At 52.7% G+C, this 24,943-nt stretch carries 21 protein-coding genes and 1 tRNA gene; 8 read left to right on the forward strand and 14 right to left on the reverse strand.

Annotated features, from left to right (window positions below; translation table 11 throughout):
* The first annotated feature begins 120 nt into the window (after positions 1 to 120).
* Positions 121 to 987 (forward strand): universal stress protein, encoded by an 867-nt coding sequence (locus H6F91_RS10355; protein ID WP_190775218.1) that lies wholly within the window; start codon positions 121 to 123, stop codon positions 985 to 987.
* A 79-nt stretch (positions 988 to 1,066) separates the two neighbouring features.
* Here the strand turns inward: H6F91_RS10355 and H6F91_RS10360 are convergent, their stop codons facing one another.
* The 3 genes from H6F91_RS10360 to H6F91_RS10370 all read right to left on the reverse strand — a co-directional run bounded on the left by H6F91_RS10360 (position 1,067) and on the right by H6F91_RS10370 (position 5,178).
* On the reverse strand, positions 1,067 to 2,599 hold the full coding sequence (locus H6F91_RS10360; protein WP_190775217.1) for a serine/threonine-protein kinase: 1,533 nt from the start codon (positions 2,597 to 2,599) through the stop codon (positions 1,067 to 1,069).
* A 457-nt stretch (positions 2,600 to 3,056) separates the two neighbouring features.
* Positions 3,057 to 3,821, reverse strand: a complete 765-nt coding sequence (locus H6F91_RS10365; protein WP_190775247.1) for an ATP-binding cassette domain-containing protein — start codon at positions 3,819 to 3,821, stop codon at positions 3,057 to 3,059.
* A 43-nt stretch (positions 3,822 to 3,864) separates the two neighbouring features.
* A complete protein-coding gene (locus tag H6F91_RS10370) occupies positions 3,865 to 5,178 on the reverse strand; it encodes a branched-chain amino acid ABC transporter permease (RefSeq protein WP_190775216.1) in 1,314 nt (437 codons plus the stop codon).
* Positions 5,179 to 5,607: 429 nt separating this feature from the next.
* On the opposite strand from H6F91_RS10370, the gene H6F91_RS10375 reads away from it, so the two are divergent.
* Positions 5,608 to 6,936 carry an FAD-binding oxidoreductase gene (locus H6F91_RS10375; protein ID WP_242035724.1) on the forward strand — a complete coding sequence of 443 codons (1,329 nt, stop codon included), beginning with the start codon at positions 5,608 to 5,610 and terminating at the stop codon, positions 6,934 to 6,936.
* Between the two features lie 22 nt (positions 6,937 to 6,958).
* On the opposite strand, the gene H6F91_RS28260 is transcribed toward H6F91_RS10375, so the two are convergent.
* On the reverse strand, positions 6,959 to 7,093 hold the full coding sequence (locus tag H6F91_RS28260; protein WP_277874376.1) for a hypothetical protein: 135 nt from the start codon (positions 7,091 to 7,093) through the stop codon (positions 6,959 to 6,961).
* Positions 7,094 to 7,140: 47 nt separating this feature from the next.
* Here H6F91_RS28260 and glcF point away from each other — a divergent pair, with 47 nt between their 5' ends.
* Positions 7,141 to 8,511 (forward strand): glycolate oxidase subunit GlcF, encoded by a 1,371-nt coding sequence (gene glcF, locus H6F91_RS10380; RefSeq protein ID WP_190775215.1) that lies wholly within the window; start codon positions 7,141 to 7,143, stop codon positions 8,509 to 8,511.
* Positions 8,512 to 8,761: 250 nt separating this feature from the next.
* Here the strand turns inward: glcF and H6F91_RS10385 are convergent, their stop codons facing one another.
* The gene (locus H6F91_RS10385) at positions 8,762 to 11,716 is read right to left on the reverse strand and encodes a PAS domain S-box protein (RefSeq protein WP_190775214.1); all 2,955 of its coding nucleotides are present in this window, start codon (positions 11,714 to 11,716) and stop codon (positions 8,762 to 8,764) included.
* Between the two features lie 557 nt (positions 11,717 to 12,273).
* Positions 12,274 to 12,849 (reverse strand): dCMP deaminase family protein, encoded by a 576-nt coding sequence (locus tag H6F91_RS10390; RefSeq protein WP_190775245.1) that lies wholly within the window; start codon positions 12,847 to 12,849, stop codon positions 12,274 to 12,276.
* On the opposite strand from H6F91_RS10390, the gene H6F91_RS10395 reads away from it, so the two are divergent.
* Positions 12,777 to 13,004: a hypothetical protein gene (locus H6F91_RS10395; RefSeq protein WP_190775250.1), complete on the forward strand. Its 228-nt coding sequence runs from the start codon at positions 12,777 to 12,779 to the stop codon at positions 13,002 to 13,004. The genes H6F91_RS10390 and H6F91_RS10395 overlap by 73 nt on opposite strands.
* A 212-nt stretch (positions 13,005 to 13,216) precedes the next feature.
* Here the strand turns inward: H6F91_RS10395 and dut are convergent, their stop codons facing one another.
* Positions 13,217 to 13,651 carry a dUTP diphosphatase gene (dut, locus tag H6F91_RS10400; RefSeq protein WP_190775244.1) on the reverse strand — a complete coding sequence of 145 codons (435 nt, stop codon included), beginning with the start codon at positions 13,649 to 13,651 and terminating at the stop codon, positions 13,217 to 13,219.
* Between the two features lie 513 nt (positions 13,652 to 14,164).
* On the opposite strand from dut, the gene H6F91_RS10405 reads away from it, so the two are divergent.
* Positions 14,165 to 14,866, forward strand: a complete 702-nt coding sequence (locus tag H6F91_RS10405; RefSeq protein ID WP_190775213.1) for a pre-peptidase C-terminal domain-containing protein — start codon at positions 14,165 to 14,167, stop codon at positions 14,864 to 14,866.
* Positions 14,867 to 15,078: 212 nt separating this feature from the next.
* Here H6F91_RS10405 and H6F91_RS10410 read toward each other — a convergent pair whose 3' ends face one another.
* From H6F91_RS10410 to H6F91_RS10420, 3 genes are read right to left on the reverse strand one after another with little or no spacing between them, the layout of a single operon-like run.
* Positions 15,079 to 15,483: a biopolymer transporter ExbD gene (locus H6F91_RS10410; protein ID WP_190775212.1), complete on the reverse strand. Its 405-nt coding sequence runs from the start codon at positions 15,481 to 15,483 to the stop codon at positions 15,079 to 15,081.
* Positions 15,467 to 16,117, reverse strand: coding sequence for a MotA/TolQ/ExbB proton channel family protein (locus tag H6F91_RS10415; protein WP_190775211.1), 651 nt, complete (start codon positions 16,115 to 16,117; stop codon positions 15,467 to 15,469). The genes H6F91_RS10410 and H6F91_RS10415 overlap by 17 nt, the downstream gene beginning before the upstream one ends.
* Before the next feature lie 23 nt (positions 16,118 to 16,140).
* Positions 16,141 to 16,932 carry a DUF2993 domain-containing protein gene (locus tag H6F91_RS10420; RefSeq protein WP_190775210.1) on the reverse strand — a complete coding sequence of 264 codons (792 nt, stop codon included), beginning with the start codon at positions 16,930 to 16,932 and terminating at the stop codon, positions 16,141 to 16,143.
* A 400-nt stretch (positions 16,933 to 17,332) separates the two neighbouring features.
* Here H6F91_RS10420 and H6F91_RS10425 point away from each other — a divergent pair, with 400 nt between their 5' ends.
* The 3 genes from H6F91_RS10425 to H6F91_RS10435 all read left to right on the forward strand — a co-directional run bounded on the left by H6F91_RS10425 (position 17,333) and on the right by H6F91_RS10435 (position 19,713).
* Entirely contained in the window at positions 17,333 to 18,250 is a 918-nt protein-coding gene (locus H6F91_RS10425) for an NAD(+) kinase (RefSeq protein ID WP_190775209.1), read from the forward strand.
* A 163-nt stretch (positions 18,251 to 18,413) separates the two neighbouring features.
* On the forward strand, positions 18,414 to 19,109 hold the full coding sequence (gene nblR, locus H6F91_RS10430; RefSeq protein WP_190775208.1) for a response regulator transcription factor NblR: 696 nt from the start codon (positions 18,414 to 18,416) through the stop codon (positions 19,107 to 19,109).
* A 97-nt stretch (positions 19,110 to 19,206) separates the two neighbouring features.
* Positions 19,207 to 19,713 carry a DUF192 domain-containing protein gene (locus H6F91_RS10435; RefSeq protein ID WP_190775207.1) on the forward strand — a complete coding sequence of 169 codons (507 nt, stop codon included), beginning with the start codon at positions 19,207 to 19,209 and terminating at the stop codon, positions 19,711 to 19,713.
* A 136-nt stretch (positions 19,714 to 19,849) separates the two neighbouring features.
* Here H6F91_RS10435 and H6F91_RS10440 read toward each other — a convergent pair whose 3' ends face one another.
* The 4 genes from H6F91_RS10440 to H6F91_RS10455 all read right to left on the reverse strand — a co-directional run bounded on the left by H6F91_RS10440 (position 19,850) and on the right by H6F91_RS10455 (position 24,869).
* Positions 19,850 to 21,313: a DUF697 domain-containing protein gene (locus tag H6F91_RS10440; RefSeq protein ID WP_190775206.1), complete on the reverse strand. Its 1,464-nt coding sequence runs from the start codon at positions 21,311 to 21,313 to the stop codon at positions 19,850 to 19,852.
* 234 nt (positions 21,314 to 21,547) lie between these two features.
* Positions 21,548 to 21,624, reverse strand: a tRNA-Met gene (locus H6F91_RS10445).
* Between the two features lie 146 nt (positions 21,625 to 21,770).
* On the reverse strand, positions 21,771 to 23,897 hold the full coding sequence (locus tag H6F91_RS10450; RefSeq protein ID WP_190775205.1) for a thioredoxin domain-containing protein: 2,127 nt from the start codon (positions 23,895 to 23,897) through the stop codon (positions 21,771 to 21,773).
* Between the two features lie 249 nt (positions 23,898 to 24,146).
* The gene (locus tag H6F91_RS10455) at positions 24,147 to 24,869 is read right to left on the reverse strand and encodes a hypothetical protein (RefSeq protein ID WP_206754919.1); all 723 of its coding nucleotides are present in this window, start codon (positions 24,867 to 24,869) and stop codon (positions 24,147 to 24,149) included.
* Between the last annotated feature and the right edge of the window lie 74 nt (positions 24,870 to 24,943).

Below are 24,943 nucleotides of genomic sequence, written 5' to 3' on the forward strand. Positions count from 1 at the left end.
TGAACAGGGAAACTGTGCGCAAAAGCTGCTTTTTATAAAAACTGTCCAGAAGGATGGAACACCAAGCCCATTGGGGTGATAGGGTTGGGAACATGTAACCATTCTGGGTGACAGCCTCCTATGTTTCAGAGCGCTTTGATTTGCACTGATTTCACCGATGGCCTGCATCGTTTTGTGCGCTTTGTGCCAAGTTTGGCGGCTAGTGGTCTGAAAAAAATTGTCTTTCTACATACGGCTCCTCTAGCTGATGGTGCTGTGCCTCGCCCCAACGAGGAGAAGGAGAAGCAGGCGCGCGATCGCCTCTCCCCGGCTCTGCAGAACATCCCCTCGGGTCTGGAGGTGAAGGTTGATGTTCGTTCAGGTAATCCTCCCGAACACATTCTGAATGCGATTCGTACCCACAATCCAGAACTCCTGATCTTAGGTACGGCAGGCCGTAGTCTACTCAACGAAAAACTCTTTGGCAGCACGACTATTAACCTGTGTCAGCGCGTAGCAATACCTTGCATGATTCTGCGCCCACAGCTCATCTCAACTTACACCGAGGAGGAACTGGACCTACGCTGTCGCCATCTATTCCGCTACTTCCTGCTACCTTACGACAATAGCGAGTCTGCACAGTACACCCTGCAACGGATTCGCGAGAAAACATCGGGTAAACAAACAGCTTTAGAATGCTGCCTATTAGCCTGGATTGTTGATGAAGTGAGCCGTAACGCCGATTTGCGGAAAAATGCCATTAACAATGCTGAAAAGGTCTTGGCGTCGGTAAAGACGAGCCTGGACCCTGGCTTAAGGGTAGAAACCGAAGTGTGTCTCGGTAATGCTGTGACTGAAATTTTGGATTTAGCAGTCGAGCGCGATATAACAGCGATCGTCAGCGGTTCCCGGAATGTGGGCAAGCTGATTGAGCTGTCAGTTCCTAGCTTGACGGGAGAACTCCTACGGAAAAGCTGGCATCCCATCATTTACTTCCCCATCCGGTGAAGCTTGGATTGGAATTGCTTTTGACGGCTTGCAGAGCCAGCAGAGTCTCTGCGACTTCTGTCGCGACTGTACGATGCCGTCAACCCGAAAGATCGGGGGAGTGGCTGTCGTAAAGGGATTCTAATTTCATCAGAATCTTGGGTTTTAAGTCCTCTAGGGCTTGCTTCAGTTGCAGCTTGGCGGGAGTAAAGGTGTGGGTTTGAGGAGCCATCTGAGCCATCGTGACCCAATTATTAAGCAATTGGCACTGGGCTGAGTCGATGGTAGACGTAAGCACATTTGCACAATTCTGCGGTGCTTCTTTTGCAAAAAAAAGAATCCGATAGTTGCCAGCATCCCCCAGGAGGCGAGCCATTTTTTGACCAAAGTTGCTTTTGAGGTCTAAGTAACTGGGGAGCCAACGAGGGCCATGCTGAGGTGTGTAGAGAACGGTCAGCCACAACAGCGTTGGATGAGGCTGAGGAGCAAATAGAAACTGGTTATAGCGGGTACAGACACGACGGCGATCGATTTCGTCCTGGGGAAACATGACCCATAGAGCGGGCAAGGGTTCCTCGCTGGTGGGGATGGGCTGAGGGAATGTGATGTCCCCTAAAGGCTTATCCTTCGGCCAAGACGTCAGCCGGCAAACCTCATCAGGTGATAGCACCTTGGAAGAGGATGGTTTTTCGGCAATGGGTACCTTGGATAAAACGGCTTCAATCCGCTTGCCGATCTCACGACCACTCCCAAACCGTTGTTCCAGAGGTTCGAGGGCGTGAATGATTTCGACTGCATTTTGAGGGCGATCGCTCGGTTTTTTCGCCAGGCAGCTCATGATCAGGTTTTCCAGCGCCTTCGGTACCCGAGCGTTGGAATTTGCCTCTGTAAAGGCACGGGGGGGGTGTTGATGGTGTGCCCGATACCAGCTACCAAAGGTGTGTGTATCGGCGTTGATAGGCATCCTGCCCGTCAACATCTGATACATCATCACGCCCATGCTGTAGATGTCAGAGCGGCTATCTAGCTCCTGGCCTTCCATCTGCTCCGGGGAGGAATAGGCCAGGGTGCCCATAAAGCAATTGGTCTGATTGGAATCCGCCTGCAGAGTTTTAGCGATACCAAAGTCCAATACTTTCGTGAGTTCCCCTAAGCTGTCATCCTGTGTAACTAGAATGTTGCTGGGTTTAATGTCACGGTGCACGATAGGACAGAGCTTGCCATCAATTGGGATACCCTGGTGAGCCGTTTGTAACCCCAGGCAAATTTGTCGGCTAATGCTAAGGAACCGGGGCAACCGCAGGGGCTGCTGCATAATAATTTCGCTCAGGCTGCGGCCTTTCAGGTACTCCATGACATAGAACGGAATACCATCTTCATCAATGCCGTAGTCGGAGACGCGAATAATGTGGATGCTGCGTTGGCCGAGAAGCGCGCAGGTTGTAGCTTCTCGCTCAAAGCGATCGCGCATCTTCTGGTTCAACATGGTTTGGGAAAGGAACTTTACGGCTACAGGCACGCCTCCAAGGAGCGTATCCCGAGCTGAATAAACCCGCCCCATGGAACCCTGACCTAGCAGCTCCACCAGTTGATATCGGTTATTTAAGATGCGGCCAAGGTTTGGGTCTGCCATCCCCATAGGTATTACTCCAGCGGCACAGGCTCAGAGAACGTGAGAAAACTCAGTCTCCTGGCTGTCAACTTACATAATGTGTTGTGAATGAAACACTGAGATCTGAACACACAAAAGCCGGGACTTATTTCGTTATCCCAATGTGGTAGTTGGACTAACTTGTTGACTTACTACCCCTTTTCGTCAGATGACCATACAAATGACGACAAAAAACCAAAGGAAACCCATAGAAGGTGCCAGAGTTCCTGTGGATTACTGCCGAAAGTCATAAAGTTATCTTAATCACGAATCCGCTTTCCTGCCCACCTCGTATTTCATAGGCAATCGCGCGCAGGAGTTGTCATCCCTGGAACACAAAGTCTAATGTCAACATTCCCGAATTCTGAGGGAGAGCACCAAAGTAGGGAAGATTTTTTCAGGCGAGGGGTGCGCGAGTATCGCTTGCACCCCTTGTCTCTCACTGCCCTAAATACGCCTCTAACACTTGGCTATTGCGTTGAATGTCTGTAGGCGTCCCGTGAGCTAAATTGCGGCCTTCTGCCATCACCCAGATGCGATCGCAAAGGCTCATAATCATATCCATATTGTGTTCGATGATCAGGAAGGTCATGCCTTGCTGATTCCAGGCGCGAATATGATCAGAGATCTGGTTAATCAGCGTGGGGTTAACCCCGGCGGCGGGCTCATCGAGCAGGATGAGCTTGGGGCGCGTCATGAGTGCGCGAGCCAGTTCCAGCAGCTTGCGCTGGCCGCCAGAAAGAGAGCCAGCATAGTCGTGCGCTTTCGCGGCCAAACCCACGGATTCGAGTAGTTCCCAGGCGCGATCGCGCTGTTGCTTCTCCTCCTGGGCAATTTGACCGGGGCGTAACCATACATTCCACAGAATTTCGCCCGTTTGTTTTTGTGTGGCTAGCAGCATATTGTCGAGCACTGACAGTCGCGAGAGCACTCGGGCGACCTGGAACGTTCGCACGAGCCCCTGTCGTGCTACCTCATAGGATGGCAGGGTGTGAACGGGTGCTCCGTCAAAAATCACAGCACCAGAATCGGGGCGTAGGGAATTGGCGAGCAGGTTGAAGAGTGTCGTCTTTCCGGCTCCATTGGGACCAATCAGCCCGGTAATGCTGCCTGGCTGTACAGCGAGGTTCACTCGATCTACCGCTCGTACTCCACCAAAGCTTTTGGATAGTTCCTGCGCATTTAACAGGGGTGGGGCGGTAATGGCCTGTGAAGGTAATGGGGCATTTGCCCCTGTCTCGGTAAACCTATCGACCAAGGGTCAATTCCTCCTTTTTGCCCAGCATGCCTTGAGGCCGCCACATCATCAGAACAATCAGAATGAAGCCAATGACCATGACGCGGAATGCTCCCAAACGGGCGTCTTCGAGAGGAATAATATCCTTCAAGACAAAGCGAGTAATGGTGTCATAGGCCCAGAAGATCGTAGCTCCCAGCACCGTACCTAAATTGCTTCCGGCACCCCCCAATACCACCATAGTCCAGGCGTTGAACGTCACCAACGGCCGGAAATTATCGGGATAAACGGTAGTTAGTTGCCAGCTATAGAGCGCTCCGGCCAAGCCTGCCAAAAATCCTCCCAGCATCAAGGATTGCAGTTTATAGCCGAAGACATTTTTGCCAAGGGCTCGGGCTACTTCTTCGTCTTCGCGAATGGCTTTGATCACCCGTCCCCAGGGCGATCGCACTAACCGTTCCAACCCCCAGTACACCAGGGCCAGCAGCACTACACATAGCAGCATCAATCCATTCTTGCTGGGGTTGTCCTGGTAGTGGTACAGAGCTGTCAGGCCGTATCCAAAGACCCATATCCCAATCACGCTACCAATAAGGGCCATCACAACGCCTAACCCGGCTGACCATCCGGCCACACGCTTGGCCGCTCGTTCTCCGAGCGTCACATAGAGCCATACAGTTCCGGCTAGCGAGCTGAGCAACAGCACCCCTAACAGCCAGGGCGCTACGGCATCCGATTGATTGAGATAGCGAGCAATGACCCCGATGCCAAATAGCAGCAGGACAAGGGACAGCACATAACCCAGGGCAACACGGCCACCGTTCCACAACTCCTGGAAGGGGACGTGCTTCCGGACCTGCTGTAACCATTTGAACACCTGCCAGTACGCCAGTCCCACAACGACTGTGAGAATGGCCATCATGACAATTCGCAAGGGTAGGCTGAGGTTGAGGGTGGCCAGGGGCAGCGGGAAACGTTGGATCCCAAAGGTGCCTTTCGTGAGCCAGTCTTCATTGACGGCAATCAGACGGATGACCTCCGAGACGCCGATGGTGACGATGGCGAGATAGTCTTCGCGCAGGCGCAGGGTAGAAAAACCAATGAGCAGACCGAGGAGAGAGGCGGCGATCGCCCCCAGCACAACTGCCAGGATCAGGGGCACTCCTGCCATGCTGAGCAAGACCGTGGTGTAGGCACCAATCGTCATGAAGGCCACATGGCCAAAGTTAATTAGCCCTGTGAAGCCCCATTGCAAATTGAGACCCAGGGCAAAAATGCTGAAGATGGTGGTAAAAATGACCAGCGAAACGATGAAGTTTTCCATTGCTGGAGAAGAGGATAGAGAATTATCGCCGGAAGCGATGCGGTAGGGAGCAGTTAGGCAGATAGAACATATCTATCAAATCCCTGAATCAACCATTGTGCCAGTCTTAACCCGTTTTGAGAAACCGGAATGCAAGTTGGGCTGCTTGAAACAGGAGCGAAGTACCCCCATACAAGCAAACTATCCGCTGGCGAGGCCCAGGAGCTGTTTTATAAGGTTATTTTTTGGTGCATGAAGTGCGAGAAAAAATAACCTTATAAAGCAAACTCGCGTGCTGAGAAAATCAACTTCCCAAGCATAAAGTATGGCGGATTCTGCAACGCTACAAATGCTGAAGTCCTGACAAGGTGTGAGAATAGATAGGGCTTGTACTCTCGGATTTTATCTGGTGTTGGCTGGGCCTAAGGCCGAGGGCCCAAGTTCGGTCATTTGTATGGGACATACGATGTGATGGGTGCGATCGCCTCCCAACTGAGTTCTCTTGTCGGTACGGCAGCATTGGTTCCCTGGGAACAGCTGTCAGAACCTCTGCAACAAACGTTTACAGAAGCGCTACGCCCTGACTGCCAGCCCGAAGCGGTGGTGTATCCGGAGTCCCAGGAGGCTTTAGCCGAAATCGTAACCTGGGCCAGTCGAGATCAGGTGCGGTTACTCCCGATCGGCAACGGCTCCAAACTGAAGTGGGGAGGGTTGGCCGACGGTATTCAAGTAATTGTCTCCACCGAGCGGTTAAATCGAGTGCTCGATCACGCCGTAGGGGATATGACAGTGACGGTGGAAGCTGGCATTTCCTTTCAAACGTTGCAGGAGACACTGGCTCAGACCAATCAATTTTTCAGTATTGACCCTGCCTATCCTGAGGTCGCTACCTTAGGGGGCATTGTCGCCACGGCGGATGCAGGGGCTTTGCGTCATCGGTACGGTGGCATTCGAGATTTGCTGATTGGACTGAGCCTGGTGCGATCGGACGGCCAGGTGGCGAAGGCAGGCGGCCGGGTAGTCAAGAATGTGGCGGGATATGACCTGATGAAGCTGATGACCGGGTCTTACGGGTCTCTGGGTATTCTCAGCCAGCTAACTCTACGTCTTTATCCCATTCCGGAGGCCTCTGGGACGGTGATTTTGGTTGGGAACGCAGAGGCGATCGCCCAGCTCACCCAGGCCATTCTCCTGTCATCTCTCAGTCCTACTGCGATGGAAGTGCTGGCAGCCTCCACCGTTACGGCCCTTAACCTGGGTCAGGGAATGGGCTTACTGGTAAGGTTTCAGAGTATTGCGGTCAGCGTAGAGCAGCAGATGGTCGAGGTGCTGGACATGGCCCAACAGGTAGGGGTGACGGGCGATCGCCTCACAGACCAGCCCGAAGCTGACCTATGGAAACAATTGCGAGCCTGTTGGGATCAGCCCGCCCATTCTCCTGCTGTTACTTGCAAAATAGGAGTACGGCCTAGTGACGGGGTAACGGTGCTGGAAAAATTGTCCAGCCTGGCTTCCCTCGGTTTAGGAACGATTCATGCAGGGAGTGGGTTGGGGATGGTGCAGGCAGCCGAGATGACCCCGGCAACCCTTCAAGAAATCCGTCAACTCTGCGAAACCCATGGAGGTTTTCTCTCGGTACTGGAAGCGCCCACCTCGCTCAAACAGCAGGTGGATGTCTGGGGAATGGCTCCGGGAAGCCTGCCGTTGATGAAAGGCATAAAGCAGCGCTTTGATCCTCGGGCGATTCTTAGTGCTGGTCGCTTTGTAGATGGCTGTTGAGCTTTTGTATCTCGATTGGCCATTACAAATCTGAGAAGGGCGGGTTTTGCCAGGAGAACAGCCAGGGTGCGATCGTCTTGCTAAATCCGCCCCTACCGCCTTGATTCAGCTTTTTCAGCATCCAATCTGCTAAAAATATCGGCTGAAGTAAGCCCATTTAACCAATTTCACGTTCAGTCCCTTCTGTCGTCCCACCCCTTTCCTATGCCGACCTCCGATGTCCCTTCGCTAGAAAATCTTCCGGTTCAGCCAAACCCAGACGGGTTTGATACTCAAAGCCCACCGCCTGACCCTAAGCTGATTAGTTCCTGTGTCCACTGCGGTTTTTGTCTTTCCACCTGCCCTAGCTATCGGGTTCTGGGCAAGGAAATGGACTCACCTCGGGGACGCATTTACCTGATGGATGCCATTAACCAGGGGGAGGCTCCGCTAGAAAAGCCTGCGGTGGAGCATTTTGATACCTGCTTGGGCTGTTATGCCTGTGTCACGACCTGTCCATCTGGAGTCCAGTATGATCGCCTGATTGAGGCGACGCGCCCACAGATTAACCGGAATTATGAGCGATCGCTGCCCCAAAAGCTGATCCGCAAACTCATCTTCTCGCTGTTCCCCTATCCCAATCGGCTGCGGTTACTGATGCGCCCGGTGGGGCTGTATCAGCGAACGGGATTGCAGGAAAAGTTGCGATCGCTCGGCTGGCTGAAGCAAATTTCGCCTCAACTGGCCGCCATGGAAGGATTGCTGCCTCCCCTTTCCCCCCAGGCATTTGAGGACAAATTGCCCGAGGTGATTCCGGCTCAGGGTGAGAAACGCTATCGGGTAGGGTTGCTGCTGGGATGCGTGCAGCGGCTGTTCAATCCAGAGGTGAATGATGCGACGGTGCGCGTGCTGACGGCGAATGGCTGTGAGGTGGTCATTCCCAAATCCCAGGGATGTTGTGGTGCGCTGCCCCATCACCAGGGTGAGGAGGAACAGGCCCGCGCTCTGGCCCGCCAACTGATCGACTCCTTTGAAGGAACCGGGATCGATGCCCTAGTGATTAATGCATCGGGCTGTGGGCATACGACGAAGGACTACGGCCATTTGTTGAAGGATGACCCGGTGTATGGTGAACGGGCTGCGGCCTTTTCTGCCAAGGTGAAGGATGTGCAGGAGTTCCTGTATGACGTAGGGCTGACGGCTCCCCTCTCGCCATTGCAGGATGAACCTCTGAAGCTGGCCTATCAGGATGCCTGCCACATGATCCATGGTCAAAAAATTAGCCTGCAGCCTCGCCAATTGCTGCGGAAGATCCCCGGTGTGCAACTGCGGGAGCCCATTGACGCGGCTCTGTGCTGCGGCAGTGCAGGAGTCTACAACATCCTGCAACCCGATGTGGCTGAGGAGTTGGGGCGACAAAAGGCAACAAATCTGCTGAATACAGGAGCGATGGTGATTGCCTCCGCCAACATTGGCTGCTTTGTGCAAATTACTAAGCACTTGGAGAAACAGGGGCAGGTGATTCCTGTGCTGCACCCCATGCAGTTGTTGGATATGTCAATTCGGGGCGATCGCCTGGATGAGGATAGTCTGTAATTTAACCTCAGTTCGGGATAAGCTGAAGTGCTCATTTTGGCGTGCGCAAAGCGCACGCCAAAATGAGCGTTTTCGAGTGCCGCGCAACGCGCGGCACTCGAAAACGCCCTTAACCCGAACTCAGGTTAATTTATGAGCTCAGCGGCTTCTTTAAGAGGTCGCTAAGCTTAGGAAGCGCGTAAGGTTGCTGTCTACCAAGCCATAAGTCGGCTAAGAGCCACAAACTATGTTCTTGAGCTGGGCTGCTTGCCTATTCTTCGGGGAGTAAGTTAGCCCCAGTAGGGATCGCCAACGGAATCGTTAGCCAGAAAGTAGCTCCCTGGTTGGGTTCACTGATGACCCCGATCTGTCCACCATGGGCCGTAACAATCTGGCGGCAGAGGTAGAGACCCAAGCCGATGCCTGTAGAGTGGCGCGATTTGGGGCCACGGGAGTAGCGTTGGAAGAGGCGATCGCGCGTCTCTTGACTCATCCCCACCCCGTTATCCTCAATCGTGAAGCGAATCCAGTCTTCCTCTACGGTCGCGCCAATGCGGATGTGAATGCCCGGGGGATTGTGGTTGAGGGCATTAGTAACAAGGTTTTCGAACACGCGTCGCAGTTGCACCGGGTCGGCATTCACCAGGGGGAGGTCGGGGGGAACTTCGTTCACTAACGTGGCCTTGTTCTTCTGCACCAGGGGTTCCAGGTCTTCCACAATCACCTGAACCAACAGCCCCAGTTGTACCAATTCGGGGTTAAGATGAACGCCGCGTGTCTCAGCGGAGTGGGCTTCCAGGAAGGATTTGATCAGTTGGAGTTGGTGCTGGTTACTCTGCACCATCCGCTCCAGAATCATGCGGGAGACGGGAATGGTGTCACCCGGTTGATTCAACAGGTTGTTGATCACCAGGGAGATCCCCATCACTGGAGTACGCAGATCATGGGAGAAGGCGTTGAGGAATTCGTCTTTGAGCTCGTTGAGTTCCTGTAGCTCCTCCATTTTTTGCTGTAACTCAGCGGTGCGTTCCTGCACTTTGCGTTCCAGATCTCGGTTGAGGTCACGCACCTTCTCGTAGAGCTTGGCCTGTTGGACGGCAATGCTGACCTGCACCGCGAGCTTTTGCATCAGCTCAACTTCAGAGGGCTGCCAGTGGCGGGGGCCAGAGCATTGATGCACTACCAGTAGGCCAAAGAAGCTATTTTCAAGCATGATAGGCACGGAGAGCGCCGCTCGTACCTGGAAGCGGGCGTAGTGTGCGGCGATCGCCGGATACCCTGTCATCTGCTGCGTATCTGTCAGTACGCGCACCTGGCCATTGGAAAATAACTCTTTTAATTCCCGTAAATGCTCTGGGTCAGTGAGCAAAGAACCCATCAAAGATGACCACTGGGGTACTACGGCCTCAGCGATAATCACTCCGGTGTCTTCATTGTCGCCCCCGTGTCCGATGCAGACTCGATCCGCCTTTAGGTATTGGCGCACCTCGGTTACGGTGGTGTTAAGGATTTGTTGCAAATCGAGGGATTCTCGAATGCGGAGAGCGATTTGGCCCAGGAGGCGATCGCGCTCTGCGGCCTCCAGTAGTTTTTGTTCAGTTCGCTTGCGCTCCGTGATGTCGGTCATCACATCAATCAGGCAAGCTTGACCACTAATTTGAATAATTTCAGCCGAGAACAGCACATCTCGAATTTCCCCAGTGCGGGTGTGGAATTGGTATTCCAGGTTCCGTACTTCCCCCTTGGTTTGAAGGATTTGCACCATCTCGTCCCGCTGGGCTGGGTTTACCCAAAAATTGATTTCATAAACTGAATGGCCGAGCAGATCCTCGCGGTTATAGCCAAAAGTTTCCAGGAAGCCATCGTTTACATCCATCAAGCGGCCATCTCCCAAAGTGGCGATGGTCATGGGGTTGGGGCTGGACTTAAAGGTTTTGGAAAACTTTTCTTCAGATTGACGGAGGGCGTCTTCGGAGCGTTTGCGATCGCTAATATCCCGCACAATAGCAATCACCTCGTCTTCACCACTGACAACAACGCGGGCCTCATAATCCCGTAAGTGATTGGGATCAATGGGAGAACCATCAGGCTGGCTTACCATCTGTCGATAGAGCTGATCAAGCCCGGCATAGGGCTGAATCATAGCCAATTTGAGTTGGTATTCAAAATTCTGAATCTTACCCGTTTCTAAAGCTCGGTGGACGTACTGCATCCGTTCCTCTGCCACTTTGGGAGGGAGAACGTCATAGACCGATTTCCCGATGAGATTTTCGGCAGGCACCATCAGAGTGCTGTTTTCCCCTGCCTTGCAATCCAGGTACGTACCATCTCGCCGGATGCGGAAAATTAGGTCAGGCACAGCCTGTAATAAAGCCCGGTTACGGGATTCGCTCTCCCGAACCACCTGTTCAGACCGACGCTGAACCGTGACGTCGCGGATGCTCGCTACCCGCGCCAGAGTTCCCCGGTAATAAATGGCCTTAACCGACACCTCTGCTATAAATTGCGTGCCATCTTTGCGGATGCCAATGCTTTCGTAATCGTAGGGTTGGGTCGGGCTATTGAGGGAGCGCCAGCGTTGGGCGATCGACCCCTTAGACTCCATGTCTGCCAGGTCGAGCACTGACATGCCAATCATTTCGTCGTAGGTGTAGCCAAATAGATCCTCGGCTGCTGGGTTTACATCCAGGATCCTCTGATAGTTGTGGATAACGACAGCTTCGAAGGTGGCATCAAAAAAGCTCTGTAGGCGTTCCTCGCTGGCTCGTAATTCCTCTGCAACCTGCTGGCGATCGGTGACATCTTGCACAACCCACAGCACTTCCTGAGGACCGCTGACTGCAACCCGCGCTTCGTAATAGCGCTGGCCGGTGGGCTCCGTTAACTGATATTCGCAGGTTTGTAACTTGCCACTCGTTAAGGCTTTTTGAATGACGCTTTGGCATAGCTCGGCGACATCCGGCGGCAGTAGGTCGGTCAAATACTTGCCGAGGACGACATCCTGGGGAATTGATCGAACACCGTTGGCCTTGAAATCAAGATATTGACCTTCGGCACTGATGCGGAACATCAGGTCGGGGCTGGCATCTAGCATGGCCTTGTAGTAGGTGGCCCGCTGGAAGGTATCCTGGTCCATCGTTGACAGAAGACCGCATAACTGTTCGAATGCTGCGTCGTCGCGACAGCAACCCCGGAGTGCTTGCAGGCAGTCTTCCTCGAATCCCATTTCCTGTCTTGTCTGCCTCTGAAAACTTGTGATCGGAACTAAGGGAAATCCGGCGTTGCCGTCTCCTATGTAATGGCGTATCGATAGTGCATGTTTTCTTGTAGCTTCAATCTTAAGACTAAGTTCCCCAATTGCGAGTCGATGTGTCGTGGCTTACCAGACATACTTTTTCAAGGGTGTTGATTTTACGCGCCTGAAGGGCACCCAGAGGTAACACTCTAAGAAGGGCTGGTAGCGCCAGGACTGTGAGCTATCGTCTATCTTAGAGAAGAAGCACACCATATATGGCCTTTGGTTCTGCCCTTTCCACTCGTCTGCTTCACAAGCATGGATTTTGAATTGGTGCAGCCTGCTTCTGAGGGTACAGGGCTCCCTTCGAGCCAAATTCAGGCAAAGCAGACTTGTGTGCGATCGCTGTCTTCGGTTTACTTCCCCGGCCAAGCAGTTAGATAGCTACACCTTTTCGGTTAATCTCCAAACACCCGCCTGAAAAGGTTGATTTTCTGCATCCTTAAGGTATAGAAAATCAATCCTTTCAAAAACGTTTCAAATAACTTCTAAAGTTGAAACAAATTCCTTGTACTTAAATCCACAACAGAAGTTGTTTTGAGAAGAGACATCGCTGACTTTTCTGCAATTGCCTGGGATAACTGAATTTTATTGACTTGAATTAAGCCTTCAACGATAAAAGAATCTCGCACAGTGGCACTCTTTTCAGACATAAATGGTGTCTCATAAAAGACCTCACGAATTCCCGCCGAAATAATTAATTTAAGGCAGTACAAACAGGGCTCCAGAGTCACATAAATGCTAGCTCCATCGGTTGAGATGCCATGCTTAGCTGCTTGGGCAATTGCATTGGCTTCAGCATGAACAGCACGAGAGGGCATGTCTTTGCTAGCATCGCAACTGCTTAATCCCTCATAACAGTAGCCCTGCGTTATGCAGTGTCCCGAACCGGAAGGTGGGCCATTATAACCCGTTGCTAAAACTTGTTTATTTTTGACGATTACTGCTCCCACTGGAAAAGCAAGGCAGGTTGATCGGGTAGATGCCAGTTTTGCTAGCATCAAGAAATACTCATCCCAAGATGGCCTTTGGTGGGCGGCAGAATTCTGTGGAGGCAATTGCATCGTATCAACAGGCTTTGCTGAAGCATCTGTTTGAGTGGACGCAATCATTAAACCACTATATGGACAGCCGCATCCGTATGGAAGCCAGCATTCTGGAAACCTGTTTAAAGGGGTTGATTTTCTGGGCCGAAGAGACAGAAAATCAACCCCTTTAATATCTTTTTGAAGAGCTTCTCAAGATGAATGACTGAATGTCCTAATAACAAGTAAGGTTAAATGCTAATGATAGAAAGTGGTGCAGCGCTTTGTGCTGCACCACTTTCTATCATTAGCATTTAACCCGACGTGATATAAATACGTTGATAGTTATGATGCTGATTCGGATTATTCAAACCATCTTTGATTGAGTTGTGATTTAAGAGGATGTCTATACTCCAGTAGAACCAAATCCTCCCTCGCCTCTTGTGGTTGAAGCTAAATCTTCTACTTCTTCAACGGCTACCTGAAAGACGGGCTTAACTACCATTTGGGCCACCTTCATCCCAACGGTCACGTGAAAAGGAATTTTCCCGTGGTTAATTAGAATGATTCCAACTTCGCCCCGATAGCCCTCATCAATGGTTCCTGGTGTGTTTAGCACTGTAATCTGATGCTTGAGGGCTAAACCGCTCCGAGGTCTAACTTGTGCTTCTGTATGCGGTGGTAGCTGAATGCTGATCCCAGTAGGAATGAGAGCACTTTCACCTGGCCCGATAATTTTTTCTGCTGCCGCAAACAAATCCATCCCTGCATCCCCATCATGTGCATATTGGGGCAACCGGGCGTTTTCGTTCAGCTTCTTAACCTTCAGTAACAACTCCATCACCAGACCAGATCTTAGTAAACCGAACTAGGCTACCAGAGGATAGAGTCTTTAGGAAGGCTAACAGCTCAAATTCAGCAATTCTCATTTTGAAATCAGTCCCGAGAACCGCGCGCCAAAGGCGCGCGGTTCTCGGGCATCAAAGCCAAGAGTTCACGCCCGTAGGGCGTGAACTCTTGGCTTTGATGCCCATACTGAGAATTGCTGGCTCAAATTTATGGTGTTGGGTGATCTGGCATGAATCTCGCTATCGGCAATGAAACCAGGGCCATAGCTGAGCAACGAGAAGCCTTAAAACATTTGAAGGCTTACAAACTTTCGTCTGGAAAACCGCTAGGGTGTCATGAAGTCATAATAACCGGGCCGGTATCTCAGCTTGTATTGCCCCTGTCGGCGTCCTGAGACAAATCCTCCTTGCATGGGAGAATTGAGTGCAGCGTCAGGAGATTTGGGCGAAGCACTAGCTCCATACCCGGCTCAGTCGGTTTTAACTCTTCATGTAAGGATATAGCAATGACAAGTTGGAAGAATGGTTCTTGGAAGCTTGGGTGCATGCTGGCAACAGCGATCGCCCTCGGAGGCATCTCCCTCGTTTCAATCGCTCCTGCCGCCCGGGCTCAGCAGACGCTATTTGAGGAGCAGGGCAACCTGCAACCCATGGAGGACGAATATACCTTCTCCGGGACTGCTGGACAGACGGTGACAATCGCGATGAATAGCGATGTGTTTGATACTCTGCTCGTGCTGCGTGGCCCCAATGGGCAAGACGTCACGATGAACGATGACTACGCGCGTAGCCTTAACTCCACCATTGTGGCAACGCTGCCAACAACAGGTACCTATACGGTTTTGGCCCGCTCCTTCTCTGGTCAAGGTGGAGCCTATCGAATTGTGGTACGTCCGGCGACAGCCTATGACCAGGCTTACGCCCGTGGGTTTGAGCAACTCCGTAATGGGCAGATGGATCAGGCGATTGCCTCCTTTACCGACGCGATTGGTCAAGACCCGAACCAGCCGATCGTCTATCTAGATCGCGGTGACGCTTACTACAGCCAGGGCAATATTCAGGGTGTCGTTGCAGACTATACCCGTGCAGCTGAGCTATACGAGCGAGCAGGAGATACGATGGCAGCCCAAGGCTTGCGGGAGCAACTTGAGTATATGCGGTCGAATCCCACACCTATGCCCATGCCCATGCCTATGCCCATGCCATAAGAGCAATCATCCCAATTCTTGACTAATCTCAGTTCGGAATACGCTGGATTGCCATGTTGAGTGCTGCACAACGCATAGCACTTGAAAACGGCCTTAACTAAACTCCAAGTTGAATAGCAAAATCGCGTCGTTTGGCGACGCGATTTTGCTATTCAACCGTGCCTGTTTGGGTGTGCTGAGTGGAAGCCGACGCGTGTATGCGTAAGGCTGTATTACTGGCGTTGAGTGGCGATCGCCAAGCGCACCCCAGGAATTTGGCGCAACTGATCCATGACGCCTACTACGGCACCATGACTGACCGCTTTATCGGCGTTGATGACAACAATGGGTGGAGTGGGGTTATTGGCGATCGCTTGCTGCACACGGCCTGCCAGGGTGCTGAGATCCATCGGTTCTTGATCCAGCGCTAAACCTCCGTCAGACGTGATGCTGACAACCAGTTGGGTCTGATTTTGCTCCTCGGAAGTAGCCGCCCCAGGCAAATTTACAGGAAGCCCGGCAGAACGGGTTAGATAGAGCGATGACATGATAAAAAATGTGAGGATCGCAAAGATCACATCGATCATGGGCACGATGTTGATCTGAGAGGGTGGCTCCGGTTCACTGGGTAGGCGCATAGGGGGCTCCTCCTTTCTCGTAACGGCGGCGGTAGAGTAGCTCGATCTGACCTCCATACTCCTGGATCAGGGCAATTTGCCGTTGATACAGGCCACGAAACATATTGGCAAAGAGAAGCGTGGCGATCGCTACCACCAACCCTGATGCTGTCGAAACCAACGCTTCACTAATGCCCGCGGTCACATTCGTTGTCTGAGTGCTGGAGGCTTCGCCAAGGCGCAGGGATGCAAAAGAATGAATCAGCCCCAAAACGGTACCGAGCAACCCCAGTAACGGCGCAACACTGATGACTGTGTCAAATACAGTGTTAAAGCGTTTTAAGAGTGGAATCTCTGCCTGGGCTGCACTCTCTAATGCCAGCCGAAACTCTTCAGGAGTGGGGTGATCCAACTCCAGCGCAGCTAGAAAAATCCGGGCCATGGGTAACTGAGCGTTCTGTTCCAGCTTTTGAAAAGCAGCCCGGGAGCTACGCTTATACAAGGACAGGGTTTCTTGTATCACCTGATCCTGGGTCTTCATAATCTGAAACCAAAACACTAACCGTTCCATAACTAAAGCCAGGGCGAGGATGGAGAATCCCACCAGGGGAATCATCACGACCCCACCCGCTATGAACAGGTCACGCAAAGGCATCGCAGTTGGCTCAGGTACCCGTATCAAGTACCAGGAAAGTGTTCTATCTGAGCATAACCGCTGAAGATAAGTTTTTTGCCAGAAGTTTCCAGGCGGTTGAGCCGCATGCTGACCCCGTCTAGGTCAAACCGATCCAAATCCACCATCTCGTTCAGCACGTTAGCAAAGGCCATCGTTAACACTTGAGAAAGCCCCCGTACGTCTTCTGGCACGTCTTCTGATTCAAAGGTCGGGTTCTGGAATTGAATACGCCGTCGTCGTTCTACCTCTAAGGTTGCCTTCATCCGAATAGGTACATCACTGCGGTTCGGCAGATCAGTTAAAGCACTAATTTTGAGTTGATTGTCAGGCAGCAGGTTGACCTGGACATCCCGGAAGGTAATCGGTTCCCCTCCCGATAGATTAGTCAGGGCCTCGGACTGCAAATTCACCAGGCGTTTTTGCACCAATTCTGCCTTGAATGCCCGGTTGATGCCATCTTCAGTCAAGACGACTTGAGCTACGGCCTGGGTTGGGTTCTTCAGGCGTACATGCCCCGACAGGATCGAGCCAGGATCAATGGCAACAGCGTCCGCTATAAAGGACATTTCTGCCACTTCAAACTCCCGGCGAATGACAAGATTGCGCCCAGACATTTGAAAGGCATCGATACTGCCCTGAAGCAATTTACTTGGGGGATTACATCGAATCTGTACGTCGACAGCTTCGCTAGCCGAAAAAAGATGCCGAATAGATTGGGTGGCAACTTTGTTCAGGAGCTGTTCCCCAAAGTCAGTTCCAGCGCCGGGTTTGGGAGAGGTAAACAGGCTAAACATAGTGGGGAATAGACCAGAATGTTACTTTTCGTAACGCCCTTGTTGTAACAAATTCTTCATACACATTGCAACGTTTGAGGGCCAATTTGAGCACAGCGAAACTTATAGCACAGTGTTGAAATTGCTATATGTCTGCTTTTGGCCGGCTGCAGTCACAATTCAGGGATTGTAAACCTGGAGTTTTTGCAAGAGATCCGGGGAAGCTCTAATCTAGTAAAGAGGAATTGGCAGGCAAGCGCATCCATATCTTAGATTCGGATTTGTCTCCATCCTTCAGAGTTCCTGCTTTAGGCCGTAGGCCGGATGCAGAGCTCAATATTTGCTCAGTCATCCTCAGGCTATCATGCTGGATGACAGCAAATAGCTCAATTCAGACGAGATTTGTTATTGGACGCTGCGTGTGCCCAAAGCTGGCATTATTTACAACGACATTAAGCCCGTAGCCTGTCGCACTGCCGAAGAGTTGCGAGACAAGCTCGTGGCTAATGGCTGGGATGTTCAAATGGCGACAGGGGTCGGCGGGATTTTGGGCTATTCGAAGCCTAACCGCCCCATGTGCCATACCCCGATCACTAGCCTGGTGCCCGAAGGCTTTGATGAAGACATGGTCTTTGCCATTGTTCTAGGGGGCGATGGAACGGTGTTAGCGGCCTGTCGGCAGGTGGCCCCCTGTGGTATTCCCTTAATGGCAATCAACACAGGGCATATGGGCTTTCTCACGGAAGCTTACTTGAATCAATTGCCTCAGGCAGTGGAGCAATTGCTCAATCAAGATTACGGCGTTGAAGAACGGGCCATGCTCACAGTAGAGGTGGTGCGAGATGACATCGCCTGCTGGGAGGCGCTCTGCCTCAACGAAATGGTGATCCACCGTGAGCCGTTGACTAGCATGTGCCACTTTGAGGTCGAAATTGGTAAACACGCGCCAGTCGATATTGCTGCGGATGGGGTGATTATTGCTACGCCAACGGGCTCTACAGCTTATGCCCTATCAGCGGGAGGGCCGGTTATAACTCCAGGGGTTCCCGTGTTGCAATTGGTGCCGATTTGTCCCCATTCCCTGGCTTCACGAGCTCTGGTGTTTGACGATCGCGAACAGGTAACCATCTTTCCAGCCAACCCAAATCGATTGGTGATGGTGGTGGATGGGAATGCCGGATGTTACGTACTGCCAGAGGATCGGGTACGGGTGCAGCGATCGCCCTACACAGCCCGCTTTATCCGAATGAGACCTCCAGAATTTTTCCATGTTCTGCGCGAAAAACTGGGATGGGGGTTGCCCCACGTGGCTAAGCCAACTTCTGTGGAACTTCCCTGAGGGGGCCGCCGTCCCTGGAAAGTAACTGGTTGAATCGGGCGTCAGTTGCCTACCATTTGACGAGGTGGGCAATCAGCGCTCACTTGTTAGATCGTAGGCAACTAACGCCCCAAGGTGCTAGGGGCTCTGTGATAAAACAGACGTGTCCCCTGTGCTGTAGTTTATGAATGCATCTGCTAGCGAAACTAACCTCTGTGTTCTAGTCGTTGAGACAGACCGTAGCCTGGCTCAGCACGTTGCAACGGATTTGCAGGACTTGGGGTATCAGGCTGCGATCGCCCACGATGCCGAAAGTGGTCTCAAGCAAGCCCAGGCTCTCCAGCCTGCCCTGATTGTCATCGATCGCGCTTTATCTGAGGACTCAGGGCTGACTCTCTGCCACCGCTTGCGCTCCCAGGGCATCCGGATGCCAGTTTTGCTGCTGATGGCCCGAGATACGGTGGAAGACCGTACTGCCTGCCTGGAGGCTGGGGCTGACGATTATTTTCTCAAGCCTTACCGCAGCGATGAATTTGTCAAGCTGGTACGGTTTTACCTGCAGCCCGAGACATCTCCCAGTGAGCAGCTCCGATTTGCTGATCTCACCCTTGACCTGTCCAGCCGGCGGGCTCAGCGGGGAGAACGGCCAATCGACCTGACGATGAAAGAATTCGAGCTACTGAAATACTTAATGGAACACCCTCGAGAGGTTCTGACGCGGGAGCAGATCCTGGAGAATGTTTGGGGCTACGACTTTATGGGCGAGTCGAATGTCATTGAGGTGTATGTGCGGTATCTTCGCCTCAAGATTGAGGATGAAGGAGAGAAGCGCCTCATTCAGACCGTGCGTAGCGTCGGCTATGTGTTGCGAGAAGCTTGAGGGTACAGAGAGCTTGCTTCTATAAGCTGCTAAAGCCTTCGGAATGAGAACTTACAGAACCAGGTGTGCAGGTTAAAAAATTATGGGAAAAAGTGGTATGAGACAAAAACGCCAAACCCTGCGGCAGCGATTCCTGAGCTGGACCATTATTGGTCTGTGCCTGGTGGCTCTGGGGTGTAATGCGGCGACTGCCGATTCAAGTACGTCTGAGGGCCAGATGCTTCCAATTACCGCTGAGGTTGAGTTGGGGAGTGAGCAGTTCCAGCTAGAGGTCGCTCGGACCCCTTCAGAACAAGCTATGGGCTTAATGTATCGCCCGTCCCTGGAAGATAATCGCGGGATGTTATTCCCCTTCAGGTACCAGCGCGTTGTGCAGTTCTGGATGAAGAACTGCTTAATTCCTCTGGATATGGTGTTTTTACGCAACGGGACAGTACAGGCCGTGGTGACAGCTCCCCCCTGTGAAGATGAACCCTGCCCCACCTATGGCCCCAGCACCGCCGTCGATAGCGTAATCGAGCTGCGGGGTGGCCGGGCTCAAGAAGTTGGGATTACTCCAGGCGATCGCGTCGAAATTCGCTTCCTTGAAGGGTCTCAGTCGTAAGTAACCTCAGTTCGGGATAAGCTGACATCCATTTTGAAGTGTGCGAAGCGCATTCCAAAATGCCCTTAACTCAAACTCAGAAGTAAGTCACCAAAAAGGGTGGAAGCTCAGCTCCCACCCTTTTTGCTTTGTTTATTTAAGCACTGGCTTCTGCTGAGGCTAACGTTGTATTAGCTTGAGGCTTAAGCCGTTGTAGAGCTTGGTTTACAAGCGTCTGGGCGAAAGCTGAGCGCTGATTCTCCTGGAACACCCAACTAAGTTTCTGGGCCAGCCTATCGAGCTGCAAACCGCCCGAGGTTGCCTCCAGGGCTTCCTGCTCCTGGAAGTACTCAATCAAGCTCAAGCCAGCCATACGGGTCAGATAGGCAGCGCTAACGCCCTGTAACGCCCCTCCAGCCACAAAGGTAAGCGCGTGGCTCTTGAGAAGGGGAGTAATGGCCTGGCTCGTCAACTCTACCAGGCCTAGCTTCACCATGGCTTCTGCTAGAGTGCTGGCTGCATTCTTGGCTTGCTCCAGGCTCACCTTCTGCTGATACATCGACCCCAAATCCATCACGAGTTGGGCGTTAATCGAAGCCGTGGCTAACAGATCCAGGCTGGGAACGGGGCTGGCGAAGGCGGCGGTAGCGGCAATCCACTGAGCTTGCTCAATGACAGGAAGGGCGCGATCGCGACGAATCCGGTTCACTTCGGCTTTGATCTCGTCTTTCAGGTGTCGGGCCTGGCGATCGGTGGTTGCCAGCACCAATCGTGGCGCATCTACCGTCACAATGGCTTCTAACCGCTCTAGCAGGGATGCTAACTCCGGTTGAGGTTGCTCTAAACGTTCAGAGATAGTGCCGTTTGCCTGATGCTGGCGTACTTTGAAGGGTGCGGGGGCAGCAGCGATCGCCACTACATCTTGCACAGATACGACACCCAGCGCCCGCTCCCGAATTTGCTGCAAGATGAGCGGTCGCTCATCCGGTAAGTACTGGTCTTGCTTGTTGAAGGCCAACACCACGCGATAGTGCTGCTGTTGGAGCTGCTTCAACAGAGCCAAGTCAGAATCAGTCAGGTCACCTGTAATCAGAAACAGCACTAAATCTGCCGATACTAACTCTGAACTGACGGCATCTGTAGCCAGGTCAAAAAGCTCAATGGGCCGAGGGGTTTCGGTGGGTTGGGGAATGCCTTGCTGCTGAAGGTAATTGAGCAGGGTCGTTTTGCCTGAAGCGCGCGAACCAGCGATCGCAACCCGCAGATTCTGCCGTTCCAGTTCAGTTTGTAAGGCTGTCAACCGCTCCTGCAAACCTGGTAAAACATTGGAAGTTGTTCCAGGAGTTTCGACTTCCGCCTTTAGCCGGGTAAGCCAATGGTCTGCTGTCGCGAGAGATTTTTCTACAGTGGCACGATCCAAAATGACGGGAGCTGGGGATAAATCAAGTTTGCTGGCACGGGGTCGCTGTAACCACCACATACCGCTGCCGAGGGCGATCGCCCCCCACATCATACTTTCGCCCATATGTGCAGCCCCCGGGTGTATCCAGTTCAGCACCCAAGTTCCTGCTGTTAGTGCCAAACCTCCAATCAAAATCGGCTGCCGGATCCCCTGGCCCATGTCCCTAACCTCATGACGTGATACCTCTTCTTATTGTATCGGGGTAGCCCCCTCCGGAGATCCCCTCGACCGAACCCCTGTACTGGAATTTCCCGAATTTTCTACCAGTGCTACAGAGACTGGCATACCTTAAAGGCTAGAAGCAGAGGGAGGGTGCATTGCACCCTCCCTCTGCTTCTAGCCTTTAGGTGGAATTAAAAAAGCCCCACCTGAAATTGGTAGGGCTTTTTAACTTGGTGGCGGGAAGTGGATTTGAACCACTGACCTTCGGGTTATGAGCCCGACGAGCTACCAGGCTGCTCTATCCCGCGTCGCTCTGTGCTTTCGTCTCGCACTTATTCATAGTAGCGAACATCGAGCGTTTTGACAAATGATTTACTAAAAAAGATTTGAATTTATCCGAATGGGCTACTTCTCGGGCTTCGAGTAGACGGTGGGTGCTCATTCGTTCTGCACGCTAGCTGAATGGACGTGTAAGGCTACGATCGAGCTGAGACTGTAGTTCTTCCAGGCTATGAGCCGGGCCTCGACAGCTCAGGCCCTGGCAGACTAAGGCTGCATCTCCTTTGGGTAGGTCGAGCTGGAGCCGAAGGATCGCTGAAGGAAGATAACGGGGAGCGATCGCTGCTAGATATTGGGGCTGGGTGCGGACGAGGGTTTGCGTTTGGTACCAGTCCAGGGCGATGAACAGACCGGGGCAACTGGCGGGAGACTGCTCCATGATGCCGCTGAAGGAGCGAAGGGCCTGCTCTGCCCGGTCCAAGTAAGGCAGGTCTTCCGTAATGAGGAAGAGACGGATGAGGTTGGCAATCGCCACTCCATTCGCGGAGGGAGTCGCATTGTCATCAAAGCTCCGTTCCCGCACTACCAAGTCAGCATTGTCATCCGTATTGAAGTAGCCTCCCAGATTGGAACTCCATAGATGGGCGTCAAACTCTCGTTGGAGAGCGAGGGCATGGCTGAGCCAGTAAGCCGAACTCTGGAAATCGGGCTTGATGCTGAACGAGGAAACCACATCCACGGGGTCGGCTACAGCTCGGGTGGAGAAATCCCACTGGTGAGCCTGGTGCAGGTCGAGCAAGGCTTTAATCAGCAGGGCATAGTCTTCGGAGCGGGCGATCGTGCTGACAGTTCCTTCGTAGTTCAGACGATGCAGCCGGCCCTCCACCTGTTGTTGAGTCACGATAAAATTGGCGGCGCGATCGGCCAAAGTTAAGTATTGAGAATTTTTGAACACCACCGCAGCACGGGCTAGGCCAGAGATCATCAAGCTGTTCCAGGCGACGATCATTTTGGGATCGGTGACTGCAGGAATACGACCCTGCCAGGGATAGGTCTTGGCTTCCTCGTTATTGCGAGCTGGGGGGAAGGTAACGACGTTGGCAGGTTCATCGCCATAGCGAACCCGGAACAGCTTCTGTAAGGCTTGTTCTAGGTTTGCACTCAGAGGGCCCGGGTGCTTCCGTTGCAGAACATTGTGTCCCTCAAAGTTGCCTTTTTCTGTGACCGTAAACTGTTCCTGAAGTTCGGTCAGCTCCTCTTCACTCAGCAGGGTTTGTAAGTCGGAGTAGTCCCATACATAAAATGCTCCCTCCTCCGGTTCGGCCTCGTCTGGGCTGACAAAACTATCAGCATCCTGTGCGGCATAGAAATAGCCCTCAGGGGCCGTCATTTCCCGCTGGAGCCACTGAACGGTACCGGCGATCGCCCGCTCAAAGGCGGGCTCCTCCATTCCGGCACTCCACAGGTTTGCCAAAAACTCCACTACTTGCCCATTGTCGTAGAGCATCTTCTCGAAGTGGGGCACGGTCCAGTTGGGGTCTACGGTGTAGCGATGAAACCCCCCAGCTACATGGTCATAGATGCCTCCCAGCGCCAGATCCAGCCCGCGCTGCTGGCAGATCTCCCGCGCCGCTACTTTCGCATCGGGGAACTGAAAGCGCGCTCCATGCAGCGCCGCCTCTGCATGGGGAATCATGGGAAAGCTTGGCCCTGTACGGGAAGCCGCTAATATAGCCGCGCTATACTCTAATCCCTGCCGTAGCAAGTCGGGCGTGAGTTCTGTTTCGTCCCGGAACTGGGCCATCTGATTCAGCCGTCCGTAGATCTCGTCCCGGACAGATTGCATCTTGTCTTTTTGCGTGTCGTAGAACTGCCGAATGGCCTGAAGAATCTGCAAAAATCCTGGCCGTCCATAGCGAGGCTGTGCAGGAAAATAAGTGCCACCGTAGAAGGGCAGCAGATCGTCGGGAGCTAGAAAAATATTGAGTGGCCATCCCCCCTGGCCCACCATCATTTGCAACGCCTGCATATAAATACTGTCCAGGTCCGGGCGCTCCTCCCGGTCAACCTTGATGGGCAGGAAGTTTGCATTCATGTAGTCGGCGATCGCCCCATCCGAAAATGCCTCGCCCTCCATCACCGTGCACCAATGGCAACTGGAATACCCAATAGAGAGGAAAATTGGTTTATTGTCCTGGCGAGCTCGGGCGATCGCCTCGTCACTCCAGGGCCACCAATCGATGGGATTATGGGCATGCTTCCGCAAATAAAGGCTGTGGGCGTCAGCCAGACGGTTGGGCATGGGGGCAGACCTCTCAGGATTTTCACCTAGAGTCTACCGCGAGATTTAAGAGGGATTCTCAATCTCTAGCAGGGTGTTGTCAGCGTCTATAGCAATGTGCAAATGCGTTAAGTACAGCAACGGTGGGGTGGGGCGCTTCGTGCCCCACCGCACTTCATCAACGTGCATAGCGCTATGCGATCAGAAGCAGGTCGTTGAAAGGCTTTGCTCTGTAAGGTTTTCCAACGGCCTGCTTCTGATCACGTCATGTTATTGCGGTGCAAGGTAAATGCGATCGCCCTCAATGCGAATTTGCTCCAGTGAAATGCCCTGCTGCTGAAGCAACTCCATCAGCTGCGTCTCCAGGTCATCGACTGACACCCCAAACTGTTGCGCTACCACGTCCAGCGGTAGCTGCAGGCGTCCTACTCGGACACTGGTATTGCCTTCTAGCTCCAGACGCCCATTTCGAATCTGAGGGCTACTCTCCAGCCCAATGAATAACTGTTGCTCATCCAACCCCGGCACCATCGAGAGCAACTGCTCCACGCGTAGCCGATCGCGATCGCTCAACTTATCCAATGGCAACTCTGCCAGGTTGACCACTGTACCCGTCTCTAACCGCCCATTCTTCACGGTTGCGCTCAAGTTGGCAGCAGGCTCCTGCCACTCGGATGGCACGACATGGGAAGCGATCGCCTCCTGCAACAACTGCTCTACCTGAGCGGAACTCAAGACCACCTCTGCATCTGATTGAGCTTCTGATGCCGACGTTATTGCTGAGTTAGAAGACTCTATCGTTTGAGCCACATACCAATCGGGCAATCGAGTTGCCTGGCGTACTGAATAGGCGATCGCGAACACTGAGCCGACCAGCGCTCCCATCACCATCCAAAGCATGAAGAAACCGGACTTGTTCATAAAAGGATTAAGGCAAGGGGCAGAAGAAGCAAGGGAGTAGAGGATGGTAGAGGGTAAGAACGGAGTACTCAATTTTAAACTTCAGCCTCGCTTGTCGGCCTTCAGCCTTTTTCTTCAACCTTCTATCGCTTTTGCCCTCTGTCCTC

Source organism: Leptolyngbya sp. FACHB-8 (assembly GCF_014695575.1).
Taxonomy (GTDB): Bacteria; Cyanobacteriota; Cyanobacteriia; order Elainellales; family Elainellaceae; genus Vacuolonema.

Excerpts from the sequence above, each read along its gene's own strand:
- H6F91_RS10355 (WP_190775218.1), top strand. The coding sequence starts at position 121 with ATGTTTCAGAGCGCTTTGATTTGCACTGATTTCACCGATGGCCTGCAT.
- dut (WP_190775244.1), bottom strand. The coding sequence starts at position 13,651 with ATGGAGTTGTTACTGAAGGTTAAGAAGCTGAACGAAAACGCCCGGTTG.
- H6F91_RS28260 (WP_277874376.1), bottom strand. The coding sequence starts at position 7,093 with ATGGGCTTACTTCAGCCGATATTTTTAGCAGATTGGATGCTGAAAAAG.
- H6F91_RS10440 (WP_190775206.1), bottom strand. The coding sequence starts at position 21,313 with ATGGGCCAGGGGATCCGGCAGCCGATTTTGATTGGAGGTTTGGCACTA.
- H6F91_RS10360 (WP_190775217.1), bottom strand. The coding sequence starts at position 2,599 with ATGGCAGACCCAAACCTTGGCCGCATCTTAAATAACCGATATCAACTG.
- H6F91_RS10385 (WP_190775214.1), bottom strand. The coding sequence starts at position 11,716 with ATGGGATTCGAGGAAGACTGCCTGCAAGCACTCCGGGGTTGCTGTCGC.
- glcF (WP_190775215.1), top strand. The coding sequence starts at position 7,141 with ATGCCGACCTCCGATGTCCCTTCGCTAGAAAATCTTCCGGTTCAGCCA.
- H6F91_RS10405 (WP_190775213.1), top strand. The coding sequence starts at position 14,165 with ATGACAAGTTGGAAGAATGGTTCTTGGAAGCTTGGGTGCATGCTGGCA.
- H6F91_RS10420 (WP_190775210.1), bottom strand. The coding sequence starts at position 16,932 with ATGTTTAGCCTGTTTACCTCTCCCAAACCCGGCGCTGGAACTGACTTT.
- nblR (WP_190775208.1), top strand. The coding sequence starts at position 18,414 with ATGAATGCATCTGCTAGCGAAACTAACCTCTGTGTTCTAGTCGTTGAG.
- H6F91_RS10410 (WP_190775212.1), bottom strand. The coding sequence starts at position 15,483 with ATGCGCCTACCCAGTGAACCGGAGCCACCCTCTCAGATCAACATCGTG.
- H6F91_RS10435 (WP_190775207.1), top strand. The coding sequence starts at position 19,207 with ATGAGACAAAAACGCCAAACCCTGCGGCAGCGATTCCTGAGCTGGACC.
- H6F91_RS10415 (WP_190775211.1), bottom strand. The coding sequence starts at position 16,117 with ATGCCTTTGCGTGACCTGTTCATAGCGGGTGGGGTCGTGATGATTCCC.
- H6F91_RS10450 (WP_190775205.1), bottom strand. The coding sequence starts at position 23,897 with ATGCCCAACCGTCTGGCTGACGCCCACAGCCTTTATTTGCGGAAGCAT.
- H6F91_RS10390 (WP_190775245.1), bottom strand. The coding sequence starts at position 12,849 with ATGCAATTGCCTCCACAGAATTCTGCCGCCCACCAAAGGCCATCTTGG.
- H6F91_RS10370 (WP_190775216.1), bottom strand. The coding sequence starts at position 5,178 with ATGGAAAACTTCATCGTTTCGCTGGTCATTTTTACCACCATCTTCAGC.